The organism is Pseudomonas sp. NPDC087612, from assembly GCF_044743505.1.
In the GTDB taxonomy this organism is placed as follows: domain Bacteria; phylum Pseudomonadota; class Gammaproteobacteria; order Pseudomonadales; family Pseudomonadaceae; genus Aquipseudomonas.
In genome coordinates this window covers 403,636-419,926 of sequence record NZ_JBIUWO010000004.1, presented here as the reverse complement: position 1 = coordinate 419,926, position 16,291 = coordinate 403,636, and the positions used below count along the sequence as shown (strand labels likewise).

9 protein-coding genes are annotated in these 16,291 nt (G+C 63.0%); 4 read left to right on the top strand and 5 right to left on the bottom strand.

The window, feature by feature from the left end:
* Window positions 1–18 precede the first annotated feature (18 nt).
* Window positions 19–345, top strand: a complete 327-nt coding sequence (locus ACIOVF_RS10755; RefSeq protein WP_176794324.1) for a GlpM family protein — start codon at window positions 19–21, stop codon at window positions 343–345.
* Window positions 346–367: 22 nt separating this feature from the next.
* On the opposite strand, the gene ACIOVF_RS10750 is transcribed toward ACIOVF_RS10755, so the two are convergent.
* Window positions 368–1,360, bottom strand: coding sequence for an alpha/beta fold hydrolase (locus ACIOVF_RS10750; protein WP_045197698.1), 993 nt, complete (start codon window positions 1,358–1,360; stop codon window positions 368–370).
* Between the two features lie 200 nt (window positions 1,361–1,560).
* Here ACIOVF_RS10750 and ACIOVF_RS10745 point away from each other — a divergent pair, with 200 nt between their 5' ends.
* Window positions 1,561–6,972, top strand: a complete 5,412-nt coding sequence (locus ACIOVF_RS10745; RefSeq protein ID WP_401289320.1) for a dermonecrotic toxin domain-containing protein — start codon at window positions 1,561–1,563, stop codon at window positions 6,970–6,972.
* 42 nt (window positions 6,973–7,014) lie between these two features.
* On the opposite strand, the gene metE is transcribed toward ACIOVF_RS10745, so the two are convergent.
* On the bottom strand, window positions 7,015–9,324 hold the full coding sequence (gene metE, locus ACIOVF_RS10740) for a 5-methyltetrahydropteroyltriglutamate--homocysteine S-methyltransferase (RefSeq protein WP_401289317.1): 2,310 nt from the start codon (window positions 9,322–9,324) through the stop codon (window positions 7,015–7,017).
* Window positions 9,325–9,434: 110 nt separating this feature from the next.
* Here metE and metR point away from each other — a divergent pair, with 110 nt between their 5' ends.
* The gene (gene metR, locus ACIOVF_RS10735; protein WP_045197692.1) at window positions 9,435–10,352 is read left to right on the top strand and encodes a transcriptional regulator MetR; all 918 of its coding nucleotides are present in this window, start codon (window positions 9,435–9,437) and stop codon (window positions 10,350–10,352) included.
* Between the two features lie 3 nt (window positions 10,353–10,355).
* Here metR and ACIOVF_RS10730 read toward each other — a convergent pair whose 3' ends face one another.
* Together ACIOVF_RS10730 and ACIOVF_RS10725 are read right to left on the bottom strand one after the other, a co-directional pair.
* Complete coding sequence (locus ACIOVF_RS10730) at window positions 10,356–10,994, bottom strand: LysE family translocator (protein ID WP_045197690.1); 639 nt, start codon at window positions 10,992–10,994, stop codon at window positions 10,356–10,358.
* 22 nt (window positions 10,995–11,016) lie between these two features.
* A complete protein-coding gene (locus ACIOVF_RS10725) occupies window positions 11,017–11,430 on the bottom strand; it encodes an NUDIX domain-containing protein (RefSeq protein ID WP_045197688.1) in 414 nt (137 codons plus the stop codon).
* 118 nt (window positions 11,431–11,548) lie between these two features.
* On the opposite strand from ACIOVF_RS10725, the gene ACIOVF_RS10720 reads away from it, so the two are divergent.
* Complete coding sequence (locus ACIOVF_RS10720) at window positions 11,549–15,865, top strand: DEAD/DEAH box helicase (protein WP_401289312.1); 4,317 nt, start codon at window positions 11,549–11,551, stop codon at window positions 15,863–15,865.
* On the opposite strand, the gene ACIOVF_RS10715 is transcribed toward ACIOVF_RS10720, so the two are convergent.
* Window positions 15,858–16,121, bottom strand: a complete 264-nt coding sequence (locus ACIOVF_RS10715; protein ID WP_045197685.1) for a type B 50S ribosomal protein L31 — start codon at window positions 16,119–16,121, stop codon at window positions 15,858–15,860. The two genes, ACIOVF_RS10720 and ACIOVF_RS10715, sit on opposite strands and share 8 nt — an antisense overlap.
* Window positions 16,122–16,291 lie beyond the last annotated feature (170 nt).

Below are 16,291 nucleotides of genomic sequence, written 5' to 3'. Positions count from 1 at the left end.
GAACAAAACGTGGACCTGATCCTCAAAGCCTGCCTGGGTGCGGCCGTGGTGGTGATCCTTGCCGCCCTGGCCAAGACCCGCAACTACTACATAGCCGGCCTGGTGCCGTTGTTCCCGACCTTCGCCCTGATCGCCCACTACATCGTCGGCAAGGGGCGTTCACTGGAGGACCTGAAGACCACCATCCTGTTCAGTGCGTGGTCGATCATCCCCTACTTCGTTTACCTGGCGACGCTGTACCTGCTGGTCGAGCGCCTGCGCCTGGAAACTTCGCTGGCCCTGGCGACCCTGGCCTGGCTGGTGGCGGCGACGGTGCTGGTGAGTGTCTGGGTCAGATTGCATTGACCTGTTCAGGGCAGCAGCAGTCTCAATACACCGCCACATGGGTATCGGCCAGGCGCTGCGTGTTCAGATACGGCAACACCGCACCCAGCAACGGCCCTTTGAACTGCTCCTGAAAGCGATGCGCCAACCCTGGAATCAGGCGTAGCTGGCTGCCCTTGATGTGCGCTGCCAGGTGTACGCCATGCATCACCGGCAGCAGCGGGTCGGCGGTGCCATGCACCACCAGGGTCGGCAGGCGCAGGTTGTTGAGCAGCTCAACCCGGCTCTGTTCGGCGAGGATCGCCATGATCTGGCGCTTGACCCCTTCGGGGTTGAAGGCGCGGTCGTAGGCGATCGCGGCCTGCTCAAGCAGCGCCTGGCGATCATCCTTGACCTCGGGGCTGCCTAAGGCGGCCAGCAAGTCGGCCTGCTGCTCAAGCGCCACCTCGCGATTCGGCGCGCCGCGCCTGGCCAGCAACTGCACCAGCGCCGGGCTTGGTGCCGGCAGGCCCTGGGCACCGGAACTGGACATGATCAGGGTCAGGCTCTCGACCCGCTGCGGTGCCAGCGCCGCCAGATGCTGGGCGATCATGCCGCCCATGCTCACGCCCAGTACATGAAAGCGCTCCACCTGCAGGGCATCCATCAACCCCAGGCCGTCTTCGGCCATGTCGCTCAGGGTGTAAGGCGCGGCCACCGGCAAACCCAGCTTGTAGCGCAGCACTTCGAAGGTCAGGTTGGCGTCGTCTGGCGCCTGGTTCCAGCTGGACAGGCCGACATCACGGTTATCGTAGCGGATCACCCGAAAGCCCTGCTGACACAGGGCCACCACCACTTCATCGGGCCAGTGGATCAGTTGCCCGCCCAGGCCCATGACCAGCAGCAAGACCGGGTCCGAATCACGCCCGATGCTCTGGTAAGCCAGGCTGACCTGCGCCAGCTCGACCCGTTCAGTGGGCACGTTGACGTCGCAACGCGACGCTGCAAAAGAAGGAATGGCGCACATCAGCGCCAGAAAAAAAACCAAAGCCCGCATGAGCGAAACACCAGAATGCAAATCCCCAGTAGAGCGCGAGTCTGATGAAATTCGTTCAAGCGCGCTGCCACAGTTGCGTGACAGTTTGATGAATGTCGCCCGACGGTTATCCGCAGTACCTATGTACCGCATCTAGCGGCAACGCCTCGCGCCCAATGTGAACGCCATTTCCGGCCATAACTTCACGTTTGGGATACCCCATGAGCGACTTGCCAGAAATTCCCGCCCCTCACTCTCCTGTGGATTTCATTTCAGTCATAAACCACGACACTGCGTTGCTGGCAGATGCCAGCAAACGCTGGAAAGACCATCGCGATACTTTCACCACCTTGCTTGCACAAGCACCCGGCGTTTACCAGACACTACAGGACGTAGTACGCGAACAGCTGGGTGTCGATCCACTGAGCACTGCCCTGCGATTTCGTATCTCCGATACACATGACAGCGATGTCAGCCTGGTCGCCCTGGCGCTACACACGCGCCAGTATCCCCAGCCGCCCGCTGATCTTGACCAGCACGCCCGGGTGACCGCTCAGGGCCCCGATCATCCGACCTTGCGCCTGACACCCACGCAACTGCTCGCCAGGCTTGCGCAACTGGACCTTCCCGCGGCGGTCCGACACCAGTGGGATCGCTACTGGCAAGCGCGGGCCTCGGATACCGCCGTCAGCCGCCGTACCCATGCCCAGAACCAGTACCTGGATATTTTCAAGGCCAGTTGGGATGTGGCGCTGGCAACCGGCAAATTCGATAGGCAACAGCAACGCGCGGTCAAAGAGGTGCTCGACAACCCTGAATGGCATAGCCAGCAAGGTATCGAGATCCAGACCGTCGCGATAGACGACCAGGTAATGCCAGGAGCGCTGCTGTTCAAAACCGAAGACGAACCACAACTGATGCTGTATCGCCCCGGCAGCGGCTTCAGTACCCACGCGTCCCAGGCGGACCTGGAGGCGGCCATTGGCGCCACGGCCTCCAGCGTCAGCTATGAAAGCCACGACAGCCTTTCGGGCGGTTTCAGCCCGCTGTTCAACAGCCTGCTCAATGAGCGTTTGAGCGCGCTGGACTTCAAGCCCGGCGAAGATATCCGCCAGTTTGGCGAACTTGCGCTGTCGATGGTCCACTGGGTCGATACTCAGCAGCGCAGTTCAAGCATCTTCAGCCTGCCGCCTGCCCTTGAATCAACCGACAGCGAAGACGCCTCGCAGCGTTCGTTCTACGACTTTGGCAGCTTGAACCTCGACATCCCTTATTCCATCCGCCTGCAACAGATCAACACCCAGCGGGCACTAATGGCCAGCATTGCCGAAACCGATCTGCAAGCGCTCAAGGATCATCAGCAAACTCTTGGCGATGCCTGCCAACAAGCGGAACAGGCCATTGAGCAGCAACTGAAGACCGACACCTGGCAACAGGAGCAATCCCCCGCCGCCAATGCTGCGCTGCTCCAGGCGCATTACCACGGCTTGCGCGCCCACGCGCGCTTGCAGAACCTGCTGGGGCAAATCGATAACGAAGAATTGAGGTGGCTCGAAAGCCTTCTCGATCAACCCGACACCTTCCCGCGCCTGGGCTCCCGTATTGTCGCGGCGCATCCAGTGCTCAACACAACGTCGATGGACAATGGCGTCCAAATCTCTACCAGCACCACCCTCAATGATTGCCTGGTCGTGACCCTGCAGGACGGTGACAAACCGCAGAGCCTGCTGCTGTACTGGCCGGGTGAAGCCGGCGGGCTGCTACGCTGCGCCAACCAAGCGGAACTGACCCGCTGCTTCGCCATTAACGACCAGAGCGAGCAGTCACTGAGCCTGAGCCCGGTGACCGGCGATGTCCTGGCCGTGGTTCTGGCCCACCATTTAAGCCAGGCCAAGACTGCGCTGACCACCGAGGAGGCGCCCGCGGCGGTGAAAGAAGCACTGGCCCGGCGCCTGCAGGTCCCCCGCCACGCCGCGCGCGAGTACGCGTTCAACCTGATCCAGGAGCAGGAAACCAGTGCCACGTTGACGGGCGTTTCCCTGAACTGGCTGGACAAGCTGTCGGCAAGCGATCGGGCGATGCTCAAGGCCGGCACCCTCGGCTTCATCGCGGCCATGCACCGGGCCCAAGCCCTAGTCGCCCGCGACCTGCCCCACCGCGAACTGTTCTGCCGCCAGCTCATCAGCCAACGCCTGAAGCAGGACTTCCCTGGCTACGACGACAGCCCCATCACCCTCTACCTGCCAGAGAGCACCTCGTGGGTGCCCATTGTGGTTGACAGCACCAGCCCCCAGGGCATTGCCACCAAGTCGACGCTCAAGGCCAGCAACAAATGGGTCGACCTGACGCTGGATGCCTTGTTGCTGGACAACATCGACGAGGCCATGAAAGAGCGTCTGAGTTTTCTCAAGCTGAAGCTCAACACATCGAATCAGGCGCTTGTTCAACAGCTCAAGGACAGCATCGACAAAACCTACCTGAGCGGCCTGGCCACCGACCTTGACCTGGCCCAGCAATACGAGAACAAGATCACCGAGGCGTATCGGGGCACTCACGAAAGCGCTTTTTCCCGGGCCTATCGGCGTCAATGCCTGGGTGAACCTTTCCGTCAGATGCTCATCATGCATAGCGCCCAGGCCAGGGCCAAGGGCGAGCTGGATGACAGGGGCCAGACGATCTTCAATATCGCCATCGACGCCGACAACAAAGCGGCCTACCAAGCCGACGGCCACGATATTGAACTGATTTCTGCGCGGCTGAGCGCAGGCGGCAAAGACACCGACAGCTACGGCACTACGCTGTCCGGGGTCACCTTCATCAGCGATCAGAACAGCGGCATCACTGTACTCTACCGACCCGAGCATCCCACCCGCCTGGTGCGCCAGTACAGCAGCCTGGAAGCGGCCCGTTCCGGCTTGTATAACCTGAGCAAGCAGAGCGGCGAAATCGACTACCTGGCCGGGCGCGCCTTGCTGGGCAACCCGGACGCACACCGATCGCGGATGCGCCAGGCCATCGAACATCGCTTCGACGGCATTATTGGCCTGGGCACGACATGGCCCTCGACCACCTCACTGGCCCAGCACCTGCTCGACGCCCAAGGTGGCCGGATACTCGAAGCCCATCGCGCCACCTCGCGCTCGAACCGCGACCTGTGGCTGGAAAACTTCGCCTACCAGAGCGGCATGATCTTTAACTACATCAAGATGGCGCTGGGCTTCATTCCGGTAATCGGCACCGTCGTCGCCGTCTACGACTTCTTTGACGCCAGCGCCCGACTGGTCAGCGCATTGCGCCAGGATGAGGTGTACAAGGCGCTGGAGGCGCTGCAACAAGTGCTGCTGGCTTTCGTCGATGCTGCCATCGACCTTGCGCCCGGCCTGCCCCTCAAGGCCCTGAGCGCCCGTCAGCTGACCCGCCAGCGTCAGTTGCAACTGTTGCAAGCAGGCCCGGCGGCAGGCTTTGCGCCCGGCAGCGCCCGACGCCTGTCGCGCTTTGAAGGCTGGGAATACCAGACGCCGTTGTCGCTGGCCGGGATCGAGCCGGGGCGCCACGGCAAGTACAAAGGCATCTACCAGCACGCCAAAGGCGACTTCATCCTGGTGGGCGACCGCCCCTGCCAGGTGCAATGGCTGGAGACGGAACACACCTGGCGTCTGCGTGGCACACAGTTCAAGACCTGGCGGAAAAATATCGCGCTGAATGAAAACGGCCAGTGGGACACCCATTTCGCGCTGTATGGCGTGCACCTGCTCGGCGGCGGCGCAGGCGGCGGGCAGGTCCTGGGACACCTGGCGGATGTACTGGCACCGTACTGGCCGGCGGCGATTCGCGAGCGGCTACCGATATCCTGGACGGATGTACGTCAGCGCCAATACCAAAGGCTTTTAAACAAATTAAGGTCAGACGGCGAAGCCTTTCAACTGCAAACACGTAGAGTCAATGACAAACACCGCCAAGGGCTAGCAATTACAGAGCAGGAGATCGAAAAGGACATCACGGACGGGCTTGCGCTGTACTCAACCTACGAAGACTTCCTGGCACTGGCAACACGCTCCAACGCCCAGTCAACAAAAGATCAAATGAGCGTCACAGCGAAAATGCTGACCAGCCGCTACCATCTCAGATTGAACAACGCCATAACACGCGTCGAATCTATTTATACCGAAATAGAGAATATCGGCCTGGAGCTCAAGAGACTGGCCCAGGGAATCGCGCAAACCCTAGCGCCGGACGGAACCACAGGAGAGGCTTTTTACACCCTTACTCGTCAGCTGGCGCAGAAGAGAAATCAGGTCCTGCCCCTTCGCCGCAACATTCTCGACGCACTTGAACTGATGGCACGCCATATCGACAACATGAGGACCTGGAAACTCAAAATCACCCGGGGCATTGACCGAAGAGACTTTATCAGCGACATCGATCGCGTGACCGAAAACCTCACACCCGTGGTGCTCAACGGCCTGCGAATCGACCAGCTCAAAGAGTTGATCAGTAAACCGCTAAGCGGTTTCGACCTAGGTTGGGCTCGTCTTCAGGAAAAATTGTCAGCACCGCGCAAGCGCCTTGACCGGATGCTCTATGCCCTGAGCCAGCTTGCTTCGGTCAGCCATAGCAGAGTGCAACGCAGTGCAATACTCAAACAAGGAATCGATGAACTTCACGCCTTCAAAAACAATCTGCGTTACTGGAGCATCAGCAGTGATGAGTACTTCGACGCCGCCGTTGTAAAGGTACTAGAAAGTAGCCTCGACGATAGCATCAATTATTACAGCCGCTACTTGAAGACACCCACCGAAAACCTTCCGACCGTGCAGAGAAACCAGCCTAGCAGCGCTCGGGTGTTTCAAACCACTGACGACCTTTACCTTATTGGTACTCCCACACAACAGCGCAACACCTACACACTCACGGGCATCAATGGTCGTGACGAAATCTACACTCAAGGCGCCGACGGCAGGTTCATCCTGCAAAACCCCCAAACGTCTGCGGGGTCAGCCAGTCAAACATCGCTTTCACAAAGCCGCTCCGAGGCACGCAAATTTCTCGACGGATCCACTGCGTTTCGCAACAAAGTCGATGATTATGCCACTCAAAACCTGGAACCCGCCAGCCTTGAGGACTTGATGCTCAAACGGGCCGACGACCTGAATGCTGCCGCCAACACAATCGAACGCCTAAGCCCCACCGACGACTTGATCAACGAACTGCGCGAAGCCGCAAGACAGCTGGTGAACGATGGACGTCAACTGCGCGTCCAGCAAATTCTGCAAACCAAACAGCCTAACGGCGGCCACCTTGAGTACTTAGAGAATCAACGGGGTGTGGTGGAGATCGAAAAGGTTGGCGGCCTTGTGGAACTAAGAAAACGCCCCGATGGACGTCCGGACTTTCTGCAGGAGTACGTCATCTATGATCGCACCCATCAACCGCGACGTACCCTCTGGTATGCGCACTTCCATTACAACAAGCAGAAGCCGCGCTTTGCCGAGTTCGACAAAGCCCATTTGAAAATACCGGCCCAGCGCAAACTGGGCACAGAATGGCAAAGCAGCCAGATCGAAGAAGTGCAAATCTGGCGAGGTGACCTGGGCCGGCCATTGGCCGAACGTGTCTTCGCCCACCTCTTCTGAAACCACACCGGGCATCCTTGAACAGGATGCCCGGCTCGCGCTCTACGCCAGTTCGCTGCGCAGTTGCCGCGCCGCCGCGACCATATTGATTAACGCAGCTTCAGTCTCCGGCCAGGCGCGGGTCTTCAGGCCGCAGTCCGGGTTGACCCACAGGCGTTCAGCCGGGATGCGCTTGACCGCCTTGCTCATCAATTTGACCATCTCGGCCGTGTCCGGCACCCGCGGTGAGTGGATGTCGTAGACGCCCGGGCCGATGTCGTTGGGGTAGTCGAAAGCTTCGAAGGCCTCCAGCAACTCCATGTCCGAACGTGAAGTCTCGATGGTGATGACGTCGGCGTCCATGGCCGCGATCGCTTCGATCACATCGTTGAACTCGCTGTAGCACATGTGGGTGTGGATCTGGGTTTCATCGCGCACGCCGCTTGAGCACAGGCGGAAGGCTTCCACCGCCCAACCCAGGTATTGCTGCCATTGCGCCCGGCGCAGCGGCAGACCTTCACGGAACGCGGCTTCGTCGATCTGCACGATCTTGATGCCGGCGGCTTCCAGGTCCTGCACTTCGTCACGAATGGCCAGCGCCAGTTGCTCGGCCTGGATCTTGCGCGACACGTCTTCGCGCGGGAACGACCACATCAGCATGGTCACCGGGCCCGTCAGCATGCCCTTCATGACCTTGCTGGTCAGGCGCTGGGCGTATTCGATCCAGGCCACGGTCATGGCCTGCGGACGGCTGAGGTCGCCGTAGATGATCGCAGGCTTTACGCAACGCGAGCCGTAGCTCTGCACCCAGCCAAAGCGGGTGAAGGCATAGCCGTCCAGTTGCTCGGCAAAGTACTCGACCATGTCATTGCGCTCGGCTTCACCGTGCACCAGCACGTCCAGGCCCAGGCGTTCCTGGACCTGCACGGCGTGGCGAATCTCGCTGTGCATGGCATCGGTGTAATCGTTGGCCGAGAGCTTGCCCTGCTTAAAGGCCTGACGCGCCAGACGGATCGCCGAGGTCTGCGGGAAAGAACCGATGGTGGTGGTCGGGAACGCCGGCAATTGCAGGCGCTGACGCTGGGCTTCGATACGCTGGGCGAAGGCCGACTGACGCCGGCTATCGGCAGCGGTGACGGCGGCCAGGCGCGCCTGGACCTGCGGCTTGTGAATGCGTGGCGACTCGGCACGGCTTTTCTGTACCGCGCGGCTGTGGCTCAGGGCGTTTTGTACTGCTGGCAAGTGCGGGGTATCCAGGGCCTTGGCCAGCACGGCGATCTCTTCACACTTTTGCACGGCGAAGGCCAGCCAGCTTTTCAGCTCGGCATCGAGCTTGTCTTCACGGGAGAGGTCCACGGGACTGTGCAGCAACGAGCAGGAACCGGCGACCCAGAGGTTGGCACCGAAGCGCTGCTGGGCCTGTTGCAGCTGCTCCAGTGCCTTGTCCAGGTCGCAGCGCCAGACGTTGCGGCCGTTGACCACACCCAGCGACAGTACCTTGTAGGTTGGCAGGCGATCGAGCACGGCCGGCAGTTGTTCCGGGGCGCGCACCAGGTCGATGTGCAGGCCATCCACCGGTAGGCCGACGGCCAGGCCGAGGTTGTCTTCCAGGCCACTGAAGTAGGTGGCGACCAGTTTCTTCAGGGGCGAGTACTGGAGGATGTGGTAGGCACGTTCGAAGGCGTTCTTCCATTCCTGCGGCAGGTCCAGGCCAAGGATCGGCTCGTCGATCTGCACCCACTCCACACCCTGGCGCGACAGGCGGCTGAGGATTTCACCGTACACCGGCAGCAGGCGCTCAAGCAGGTCGAGCTTGTCGAACTCGCCGCCCTTGGCCTTGCCCAGCCACAGGTAGGTCAGCGGGCCGATCAGCACCGGTTTCACCGCGTGGCCGAGGGCCTGGGCTTCGGCGACTTCTTCGAACAGTTGCTCCCAACTGAGCAGAAAGCGCTGGTCAGCACTGAATTCCGGGACTAGGTAGTGGTAGTTGGTGTCGAACCACTTGGTCAGCTCTTGCGCATATTGCGTCTGGCCGTGGCTGGCACCGCAGCAGGTGCTGGCGCCACGGGCCATGGCGAACAGGGTATCGAGGGTCGGCAGGCCGTTATCACCGGTAACCTGGGCGAAGCGCTCGGGAATTGCACCGAAGGTCAGCGAGTGAGTCAGCACCTGGTCGTACCAGGCAAAGTCGCCAACCGGCAGCAGCTCGATCCCGGCGTCTTTCTGCACCTGCCAGTGACGGGCACGCAGTTCGCGGCCAACGGCTTCAAGGCCGGCCTGATCGAGATCGCCTTTCCAGTAGGCTTCTTGTGCTTTTTTCAGTTCGCGGTCAGCGCCGATGCGCGGGAAACCAAGGTTGTGGGCCAGTGCCATGAGAAAACGTCCTCCCTGTAAAAGATGACGCTATTGTCGACAGCCAGACCAACATGAGACAAACTCAATAAATTCGTGTTCATCTCAAAATTTACTCATGGAGCCCCTCGGTGCTGGAAATTCGCCACCTGAAAACCCTGCACGCCTTGCGCGAAGCCGACAGCCTGGTCGAGGCCGCTGAACGCCTGCACCTGACCCAGTCGGCACTGTCCCATCAGTTCAAGGAGCTCGAGGAGCGCCTGGGCATGCCGCTGTTCATGCGCAAGACCAAGCCGCTGCGTTTTACCAGCGCCGGCCTGCGCCTGCTGCAGCTGGCCGATGCCACCCTGCCATTGTTGCGCGGCGCCGAGCGTGACATCGCCCGCCTGGCCGGCGGCACTGCCGGGCGCCTGCACATGGCCATCGAATGCCATAGTTGCTTCCAGTGGCTGATGCCGACCATCGACCAGTTCCGCGATGCCTGGCCGGAGGTCGAACTGGACCTGGCCTCGGGCTTTGCCTTCGCCCCGCTGCCGGCGCTGGCCCGCGGCGACCTCGACCTGGTGGTGACCTCCGACCCGCTGGAGCTCAGCGGCATCACCTACGTGCCGCTGTTTACCTACGAAGCCATGCTCGCCGTGGCCAACCAGCACCCGTTGGCGCACAAGCCGTACATGGTGCCGGAAGACCTGGCCACGGAAACCCTGATCACCTACCCGGTAGAACGTGACCGCCTGGATATCTTCACCCGCTTCCTGGAGCCGGCCGACGTCGAGCCCGCGCAGGTGCGCACGGCCGAATTGACGGTGATGATGATGCAACTGGTGGCCAGCGGCCGCGGGGTCTGCGGCATGCCGCACTGGGCCTTGCACGAGTACAGTTCGCGCGGCTACGTGAAGGCCAAGCGCCTGGGCGAGAAAGGCCTGTTCGCCACGCTCTACGCGGCGGTGCGCAGCGACATGCTCGATGCGCCGTACATGCGCGATTTTCTGCTGACCGCCAAGGACACCTCGTTCTCGACCCTCGATGGCGTCAGCGCGGTACGCTGAGCCTTACACGGCCCGGCGTTGCTCCTGCACCAGGCGCAACGCCAGGCCGGCCAGGACGAAACCCATCACGTAGCGCTGCAGCATCAGCCACAGCGGGTAGCGCACAAACCAACCGGCGATGCCGGCGGCGAACAATGCGATCAGCAGGTTGACCGAAAAGCTTACGGCGATCTGGGTCAGGCCCAGGGCCAGGCTCTGGAGCAGCACCGAGCCGTTTTCCGGCGAGACGAACTGCGGCAGCACCGAGAGGTAGAACACCGCCACCTTGGGGTTGAGCACGCTGGTCAGAAAACCCATCAACACCAGTTTGCGCGGCGAGTCCGGCGCCAGCTCACGAGGCTCGAACGGCGAACGGGCACCCGGCTTGACCGCCTGCCAGGCCAGCCACAGCAGGTAGCCGGCACCGGCCCACTTGAGCAGGTCGTAGGCCAGCGGCACGGCCATGAACAATGCAGTCAGGCCAATGGCTGCGGCCGTCATGTGCACCAGAAAGCCGCCGACCACCCCCAGCAGCGACGTCACCCCGGCCATGCGGCCCTGGCAGATCGAACGGGAAATCAGGTAGATCATGTTTGGCCCGGGGGTGAGCACCATCAGCAGCGCGGCGCCGATAAACAGCAGCCATTCATGGGTGGGGATCATCGGCATTCCTTTGCAAGTGAGATCAGGCAGGTGCTGTAGTTAACTGCCGGTACAGCGGCAGAATCAAGTCCCGGGTCAACGGCGCCAGCTCCAGGGTCAGTTGTTTGCGCGCCGAGACCCAGACCACCTCTTCGATTTCCGCGGCAGGCTCGACCGGCATGGCGGTGTGCACCTTGAAAATCTCGGCCTGGACGACAAAACCCGGCTCGTTGGCGGCCGGGGCACTGAATTGCCCCAGGTACTCGGCGTCCTGCGCCTCGATCGCCAAGCCCAGCTCCTCGAACAGCTCGCGGGCCAGGGCGCTGACCGGCTGCTCGTCGGCCTCGATCTTGCCACCAGGCTGCATGAACGCCTGGGTACCGCGCTTGCGCACCAGCAGGGTACGGCCTTGCGGGTCAAGCAGGAGGGCGGCGGCGATGCGGATGGTTTTGCTCATGGGACGCTCGTGAACAGGAAAGCGCGCAAGGATCACATGTTGGCAGGTGCCTTTCAATCCTGGGCCGGTCTGACGAACGCCCCTTGCAAGCCCGCGCCATTGGCCGCATAAACAGGCCATGAACCTACCCGCCTGCAAGCACCCGGAACTGGACGCCTTCCACCCCGCGGTCCGCACCTGGTTCGAGCGCCAGTTCCCGACGGTCACCGCCGCCCAGGCCCGGGCCTGGCCGTTGATCGGCAGCGGGCAATCGTTGTTGGTGGCAGCGCCTACCGGCTCGGGCAAAACCCTCACTGCCTTCCTGGCCATCCTCGACGAGCTGTTCGTGCAGGGCCTGGCCGCCGGCCAGTTGCCGGACCAGACCCAGGTGGTCTACGTCTCGCCACTCAAGGCGCTGTCCAACGATATCCAGATCAACCTGCAGGCGCCGCTGGCCGGGATCAACGCGGTACTGGCCGAGCAAGGCCTGGCGCCGCTGGAAATCCGCACGGTGGTGCGCAGCGGCGATACCCCGCAAAAAGAGCGCACAGCCATGCGCCGCCAGGCGCCGCATATTCTGGTGACCACCCCCGAATCGCTGTATGTATTGCTCGGCTCGGCCTCCGGGCGCCAGGGCCTGGCCAGCGTGCACACGGTAATCGTCGACGAAATCCACGCCCTGGCCGGCAACAAGCGCGGCAGCCATCTGGCCCTGAGCCTGGAACGCCTTGAAGCGCTGTGCGGGCGGCCGCTGCGACGCATCGGCCTGTCGGCCACGCAACGCCCGGTCGAGCGCGTGGCGCAGTTTCTGGTGGGCCAGGGGCGCGAGTGCGCGATTGTCGATATCGGCCATGCCCGCCCCCGCGACCTGGGCCTGGAAGTGCCGCCGGTGCCGCTTGGTGCGGTGATGGCCACGGATGTCTGGGGCCTGGTCTACGATCGCCTGGCGGCCTTGGCCCGCGAGCACCGCACCACCCTGGTGTTCGTCAACACCCGGCGCCTGGCCGAGCGCCTGACCCGCCATTTGAGTGAACGCCTGGGCCGCGACGCCGTGGCCGCGCACCACGGCAGCATGGCCAAGGAGTACCGCCTGGACGCCGAGCAACGGCTCAAGCGTGGTGAGCTGCAGGTCCTGGTAGCCACCGCCTCGCTGGAGCTGGGCATCGATATCGGTGAGGTCGAGCTGGTCTGCCAGATCGGCTCGCCTGGCTCAATTGCGGCGTTTTTGCAAAGGGTCGGGCGCTCCGGCCACCAGGTCGAGGGCACGCCCAAGGGCCGGCTGTTCCCGCTCTCGCGCGATGACCTGATCGAATGCGCAGCGTTGCTCGATTGCGTGCGCCGCGGCGAGCTCGACCGCCTGCAGGTGCCGCAGGCACCGCTGGACGTATTGGCGCAACAGATCGTCGCCGAAGTCAGCAACCAGGAGTGGCATGAACAGGCGCTGTTCGACTGCCTGCGCCGGGCCATGCCCTACGCCGAGCTGGATCAAGGCCACTACCAGGCGCTGCTGCGCATGCTCGGTGAAGGCTTCAACGGTCGCCAGGGTATCCGCAGCGCCTATCTGCACCGCGATGCGGTCAACGGTACCCTGCGCGGGCGCCGTGGCGCGCAACTGACGGCGCTGACCAGCGGCGGCACCATCCCCGATAACGCCGACTACAGCGTGGTGCTCGAACCGCAGAGCCTGAACATCGGCACGGTCAACGAAGACTTCGCGGTGGAAAGCATCGCTGGCGATATCTTCCAGCTGGGCAACGCCTCTTACCGCATCCTGCGCGTGGAAAGCGGCCGGGTGCGGGTCGAGGACGCCAAGGGCCTGCCGCCGAGCATCCCGTTCTGGCTCGGTGAAGCGCCGGGGCGCAGTGACGAGTTGTCGGCAGGCGTGGCACGCTTGCAAGGCGAGATCGACCAGCGCCTGGGCGCTGCCGACGGCCAGTTGCAACCGCTGCTCGACTGGCTGACGGCCGAGCTGAGCCTGGGCCTGGACAGCGCCGAGCAGTTGCTTGAATACCTGGCCCATACTCGCCAGGTGCTCGGCGCCCTGCCCTCGCAGCAGACCCTGGTGATGGAGCGCTTTTTCGACGAGTCCGGCGGCACCCAGCTGATCATCCATTCACCGTTCGGCAGCCGCATCAACCGCGCCTGGGGCCTGGCCCTGCGCAAGCGCTTCTGCCGTACCTTCAACTTCGAGCTGCAGGCGGCGGCCAGCGAAGATGCGATTGTCCTGTCGCTGTCGGCCAGCCACAGTTTTGCCCTCGAAGAGGTCTGGCGTTACCTGCACAGCAACAGCGCCGAGGCGGTGCTGATTCAGGCCCTGCTCGATGCGCCGCTGTTCGGCGTGCGCTGGCGCTGGAATGCCGGCACCGCGCTGGCCCTGCCGCGTTTTGTCGGCGGGCGCAAGGTGGCGCCGCAAATCCAGCGGATGAAAAGCGAAGACCTGATAGCCGCAGTGTTCCCCGACCAGATCGCCTGCCTGGAAAACCTCGCCGGCGAGCGGCAGATTCCCGATCACCCGCTGGTCGAGCAGACCCTCGACGACTGCCTGCACGAAGCCATGGACAGCGAAGGCTGGCTGGCGCTGCTGCGGCGTATCGAGCACGGCCAGATCACGCTGATTGCCCGTGACCTGCCCGCGCCTTCGCCGCTGGCCTCGGCCATTCTCAACGCCCGGCCCTATACCTTCCTGGATGATGCGCCGCTAGAAGAACGACGCACCCAGGCCGTACTCAATCGCCGCTGGAACGAGGCGCAAAGCAGCGATGACCTCGGCGCGCTCGACCCGCAGGCCATCGCCGCCGTACAAAGCGAGGCGTGGCCGACGCCCACCCGCAGCGATGAAATGCATGAGGCTCTGATGAGCCTGGCCTGCATCAGCCAGGCCGAAGCCGAGGCCAATGACGGCTGGCAAGAGTGGCTGGCGGCGCTGGGCAATGAAGGCCGCGCCTGCCGCCTGCAACTGAGCGGTGGCCAAGCATTGTGGCTGGCCCGCGAACGCCTGATGCTGCTGCGCGCCCTGTACCCAAACGCGCCCCTGACACCCGACGTCAGCGCCCTGCCCGGCTTTGATCAGGCCATGGACGCCGAAGCCGCATTGGTCGAGCTGCTGCGCGCACGCCTGAGCGGCTTCGGCCCGCTGACGACCGAGCAGATTGCCGCGCCGCTGCAACTGCCGGTCAGCGCCATCGAGCAGGCCCTGGCCCGCCTGGAAGGCGAAGGCTACGTGATGCGCGGGTACTACTTTCAACCAAATCAGCAACCGAACCAGCAACCGGGCCAGCAAGCGCTGCAATGGTGCGAACGGCACCTGCTGGCGCGGATTCATCGCTACACCATCAAGCGCCTGCGCCGGGAAATCGAACCGGTCAGCCTGCAGGACTTCACCCGCTTTCTGTTCGACTGGCAGCACCTGGCACCCGGCTCGCGCCTGCAAGGCCAGGCCGCGCTGAGCGCCGTGCTCGATCAGTTCGAAGGTTACCCCGCAGCGGCGGCGGCCTGGGAAAGCGACCTGCTGCCCACCCGGCTCAAGGACTACAGCCCGCGCTGGCTCGACGAAGCCTGCCGCGCCGGCAAATATGCCTGGGCGCGCCTGGCCCCGAGCGCCGCGGCGAGCACCCTGCGCAGCACGCCGCTGGTGCTGTTGCCACGCCCCCGCCTGGGCTTGTGGCGGGCCCTGAGCCCGGCGCTGGACAGCAGCGAACTGGGCCTGCGTGCCCAACGCGTACACACGGTGTTGAGCGAACACGGCGCATTGTTCTTCGATGAGCTGGTGCACGACGCCCACCTGCTGCCCAGCGAACTGGAAAACGCCTTGCAAGAGCTGGTGGCCGCCGGTTTGATCAGCGCCGACAGCTTTGCCGGCCTGCGTGCACTGATTACCCCGGCGAGCAAACGCCAGGGCCGTAGCCATCGCCGCGGTCGCGGGCCGTTGTTCGGCGGTATGGAAGACGCCGGGCGCTGGGCGCTGTTGCGCAACCCCACTGCCAAGCGTGACGAGGACCTTGAACACATCGCCCGCACCTTGCTGCGCCGCTATGGCGTGATGTGCTGGCGCTTGCTGGATCGCGAGGCCGACTGGCTGCCCAGCTGGCGCGAGCTGCTGCGCTGCTACCACCGCCTGGAAGCCCGCGGCGAAATCCGTGGCGGGCGCTTTATCAGCGGCCTGGCCGGCGAGCAGTTCGCCCTGCCCGAGGCCGTGGCACTGCTACGCGAAGTGCGCCGGCGCCCGCTCGATGGCAGCCTGGTGGCGATCAGCGCCAGCGACCCGCTGAACCTGGTCGGCACCCTGCTGCCGGGCAGCAAGGTGCCTGCAGTCAGCGGCAATCGCCTGCTTTATCGCGATGGTGTGCCGGTGGCGACGCTGATTGCCGGCAAGCTCCAGTTCAATGCAGAAGATGAACTGGCGGCGCATGGCGAATGGCGCGAGCGCCTGATCCGCGATGCTGCTCTGGTCACTTGACCTGCGGCGCGGCGAACCCGGCAAAGCGCTTGTTGAAACCGGCCACCCGACCTTCGACCGTGGTCTTGCGTTGCTGGCCGGTATAGATCGGATGCGAGGCGCTGGAAACATCCAGGGCCACGTAGGGGTAGGTTTTGCCGTCGCTATGGGTGTGGCTGCGGTCAGTGTCGACGGTCGAGCCGATCAGGAAGTACACATCGGCGGCAGTGTCGTGGAACAGCACGGGGCGATAGTCGGGGTGAATGCCGGGTTTCATGGCCAAGCCTCTTGGGAAAATGAACGAACAAGAACTGATACTATATAACATATCAATTGCTCGCAAATACAAATGATTTTCGATTCCAAGATGAAGCTTGCAGCCCTTGCGCGCTGCGGGCTGGCGCTGGAAACCCCAACCGGGCTAAGGTCGGGGTTTGTCCAGGCCCT

What these genes read in the sequence shown, in the direction of transcription:
- ACIOVF_RS10725 (WP_045197688.1), bottom strand. Translation starts at nt 11,430, where the DNA reads ATGAGCAAAACCATCCGCATCGCCGCCGCCCTCCTGCTTGACCCGCAA.
- metE (WP_401289317.1), bottom strand. Translation starts at nt 9,324, where the DNA reads ATGGCACTGGCCCACAACCTTGGTTTCCCGCGCATCGGCGCTGACCGC.
- ACIOVF_RS10715 (WP_045197685.1), bottom strand. Translation starts at nt 16,121, where the DNA reads ATGAAACCCGGCATTCACCCCGACTATCGCCCCGTGCTGTTCCACGAC.
- ACIOVF_RS10720 (WP_401289312.1), top strand. Translation starts at nt 11,549, where the DNA reads ATGAACCTACCCGCCTGCAAGCACCCGGAACTGGACGCCTTCCACCCC.
- ACIOVF_RS10750 (WP_045197698.1), bottom strand. Translation starts at nt 1,360, where the DNA reads ATGCGGGCTTTGGTTTTTTTTCTGGCGCTGATGTGCGCCATTCCTTCT.
- ACIOVF_RS10730 (WP_045197690.1), bottom strand. Translation starts at nt 10,994, where the DNA reads ATGATCCCCACCCATGAATGGCTGCTGTTTATCGGCGCCGCGCTGCTG.
- ACIOVF_RS10745 (WP_401289320.1), top strand. Translation starts at nt 1,561, where the DNA reads ATGAGCGACTTGCCAGAAATTCCCGCCCCTCACTCTCCTGTGGATTTC.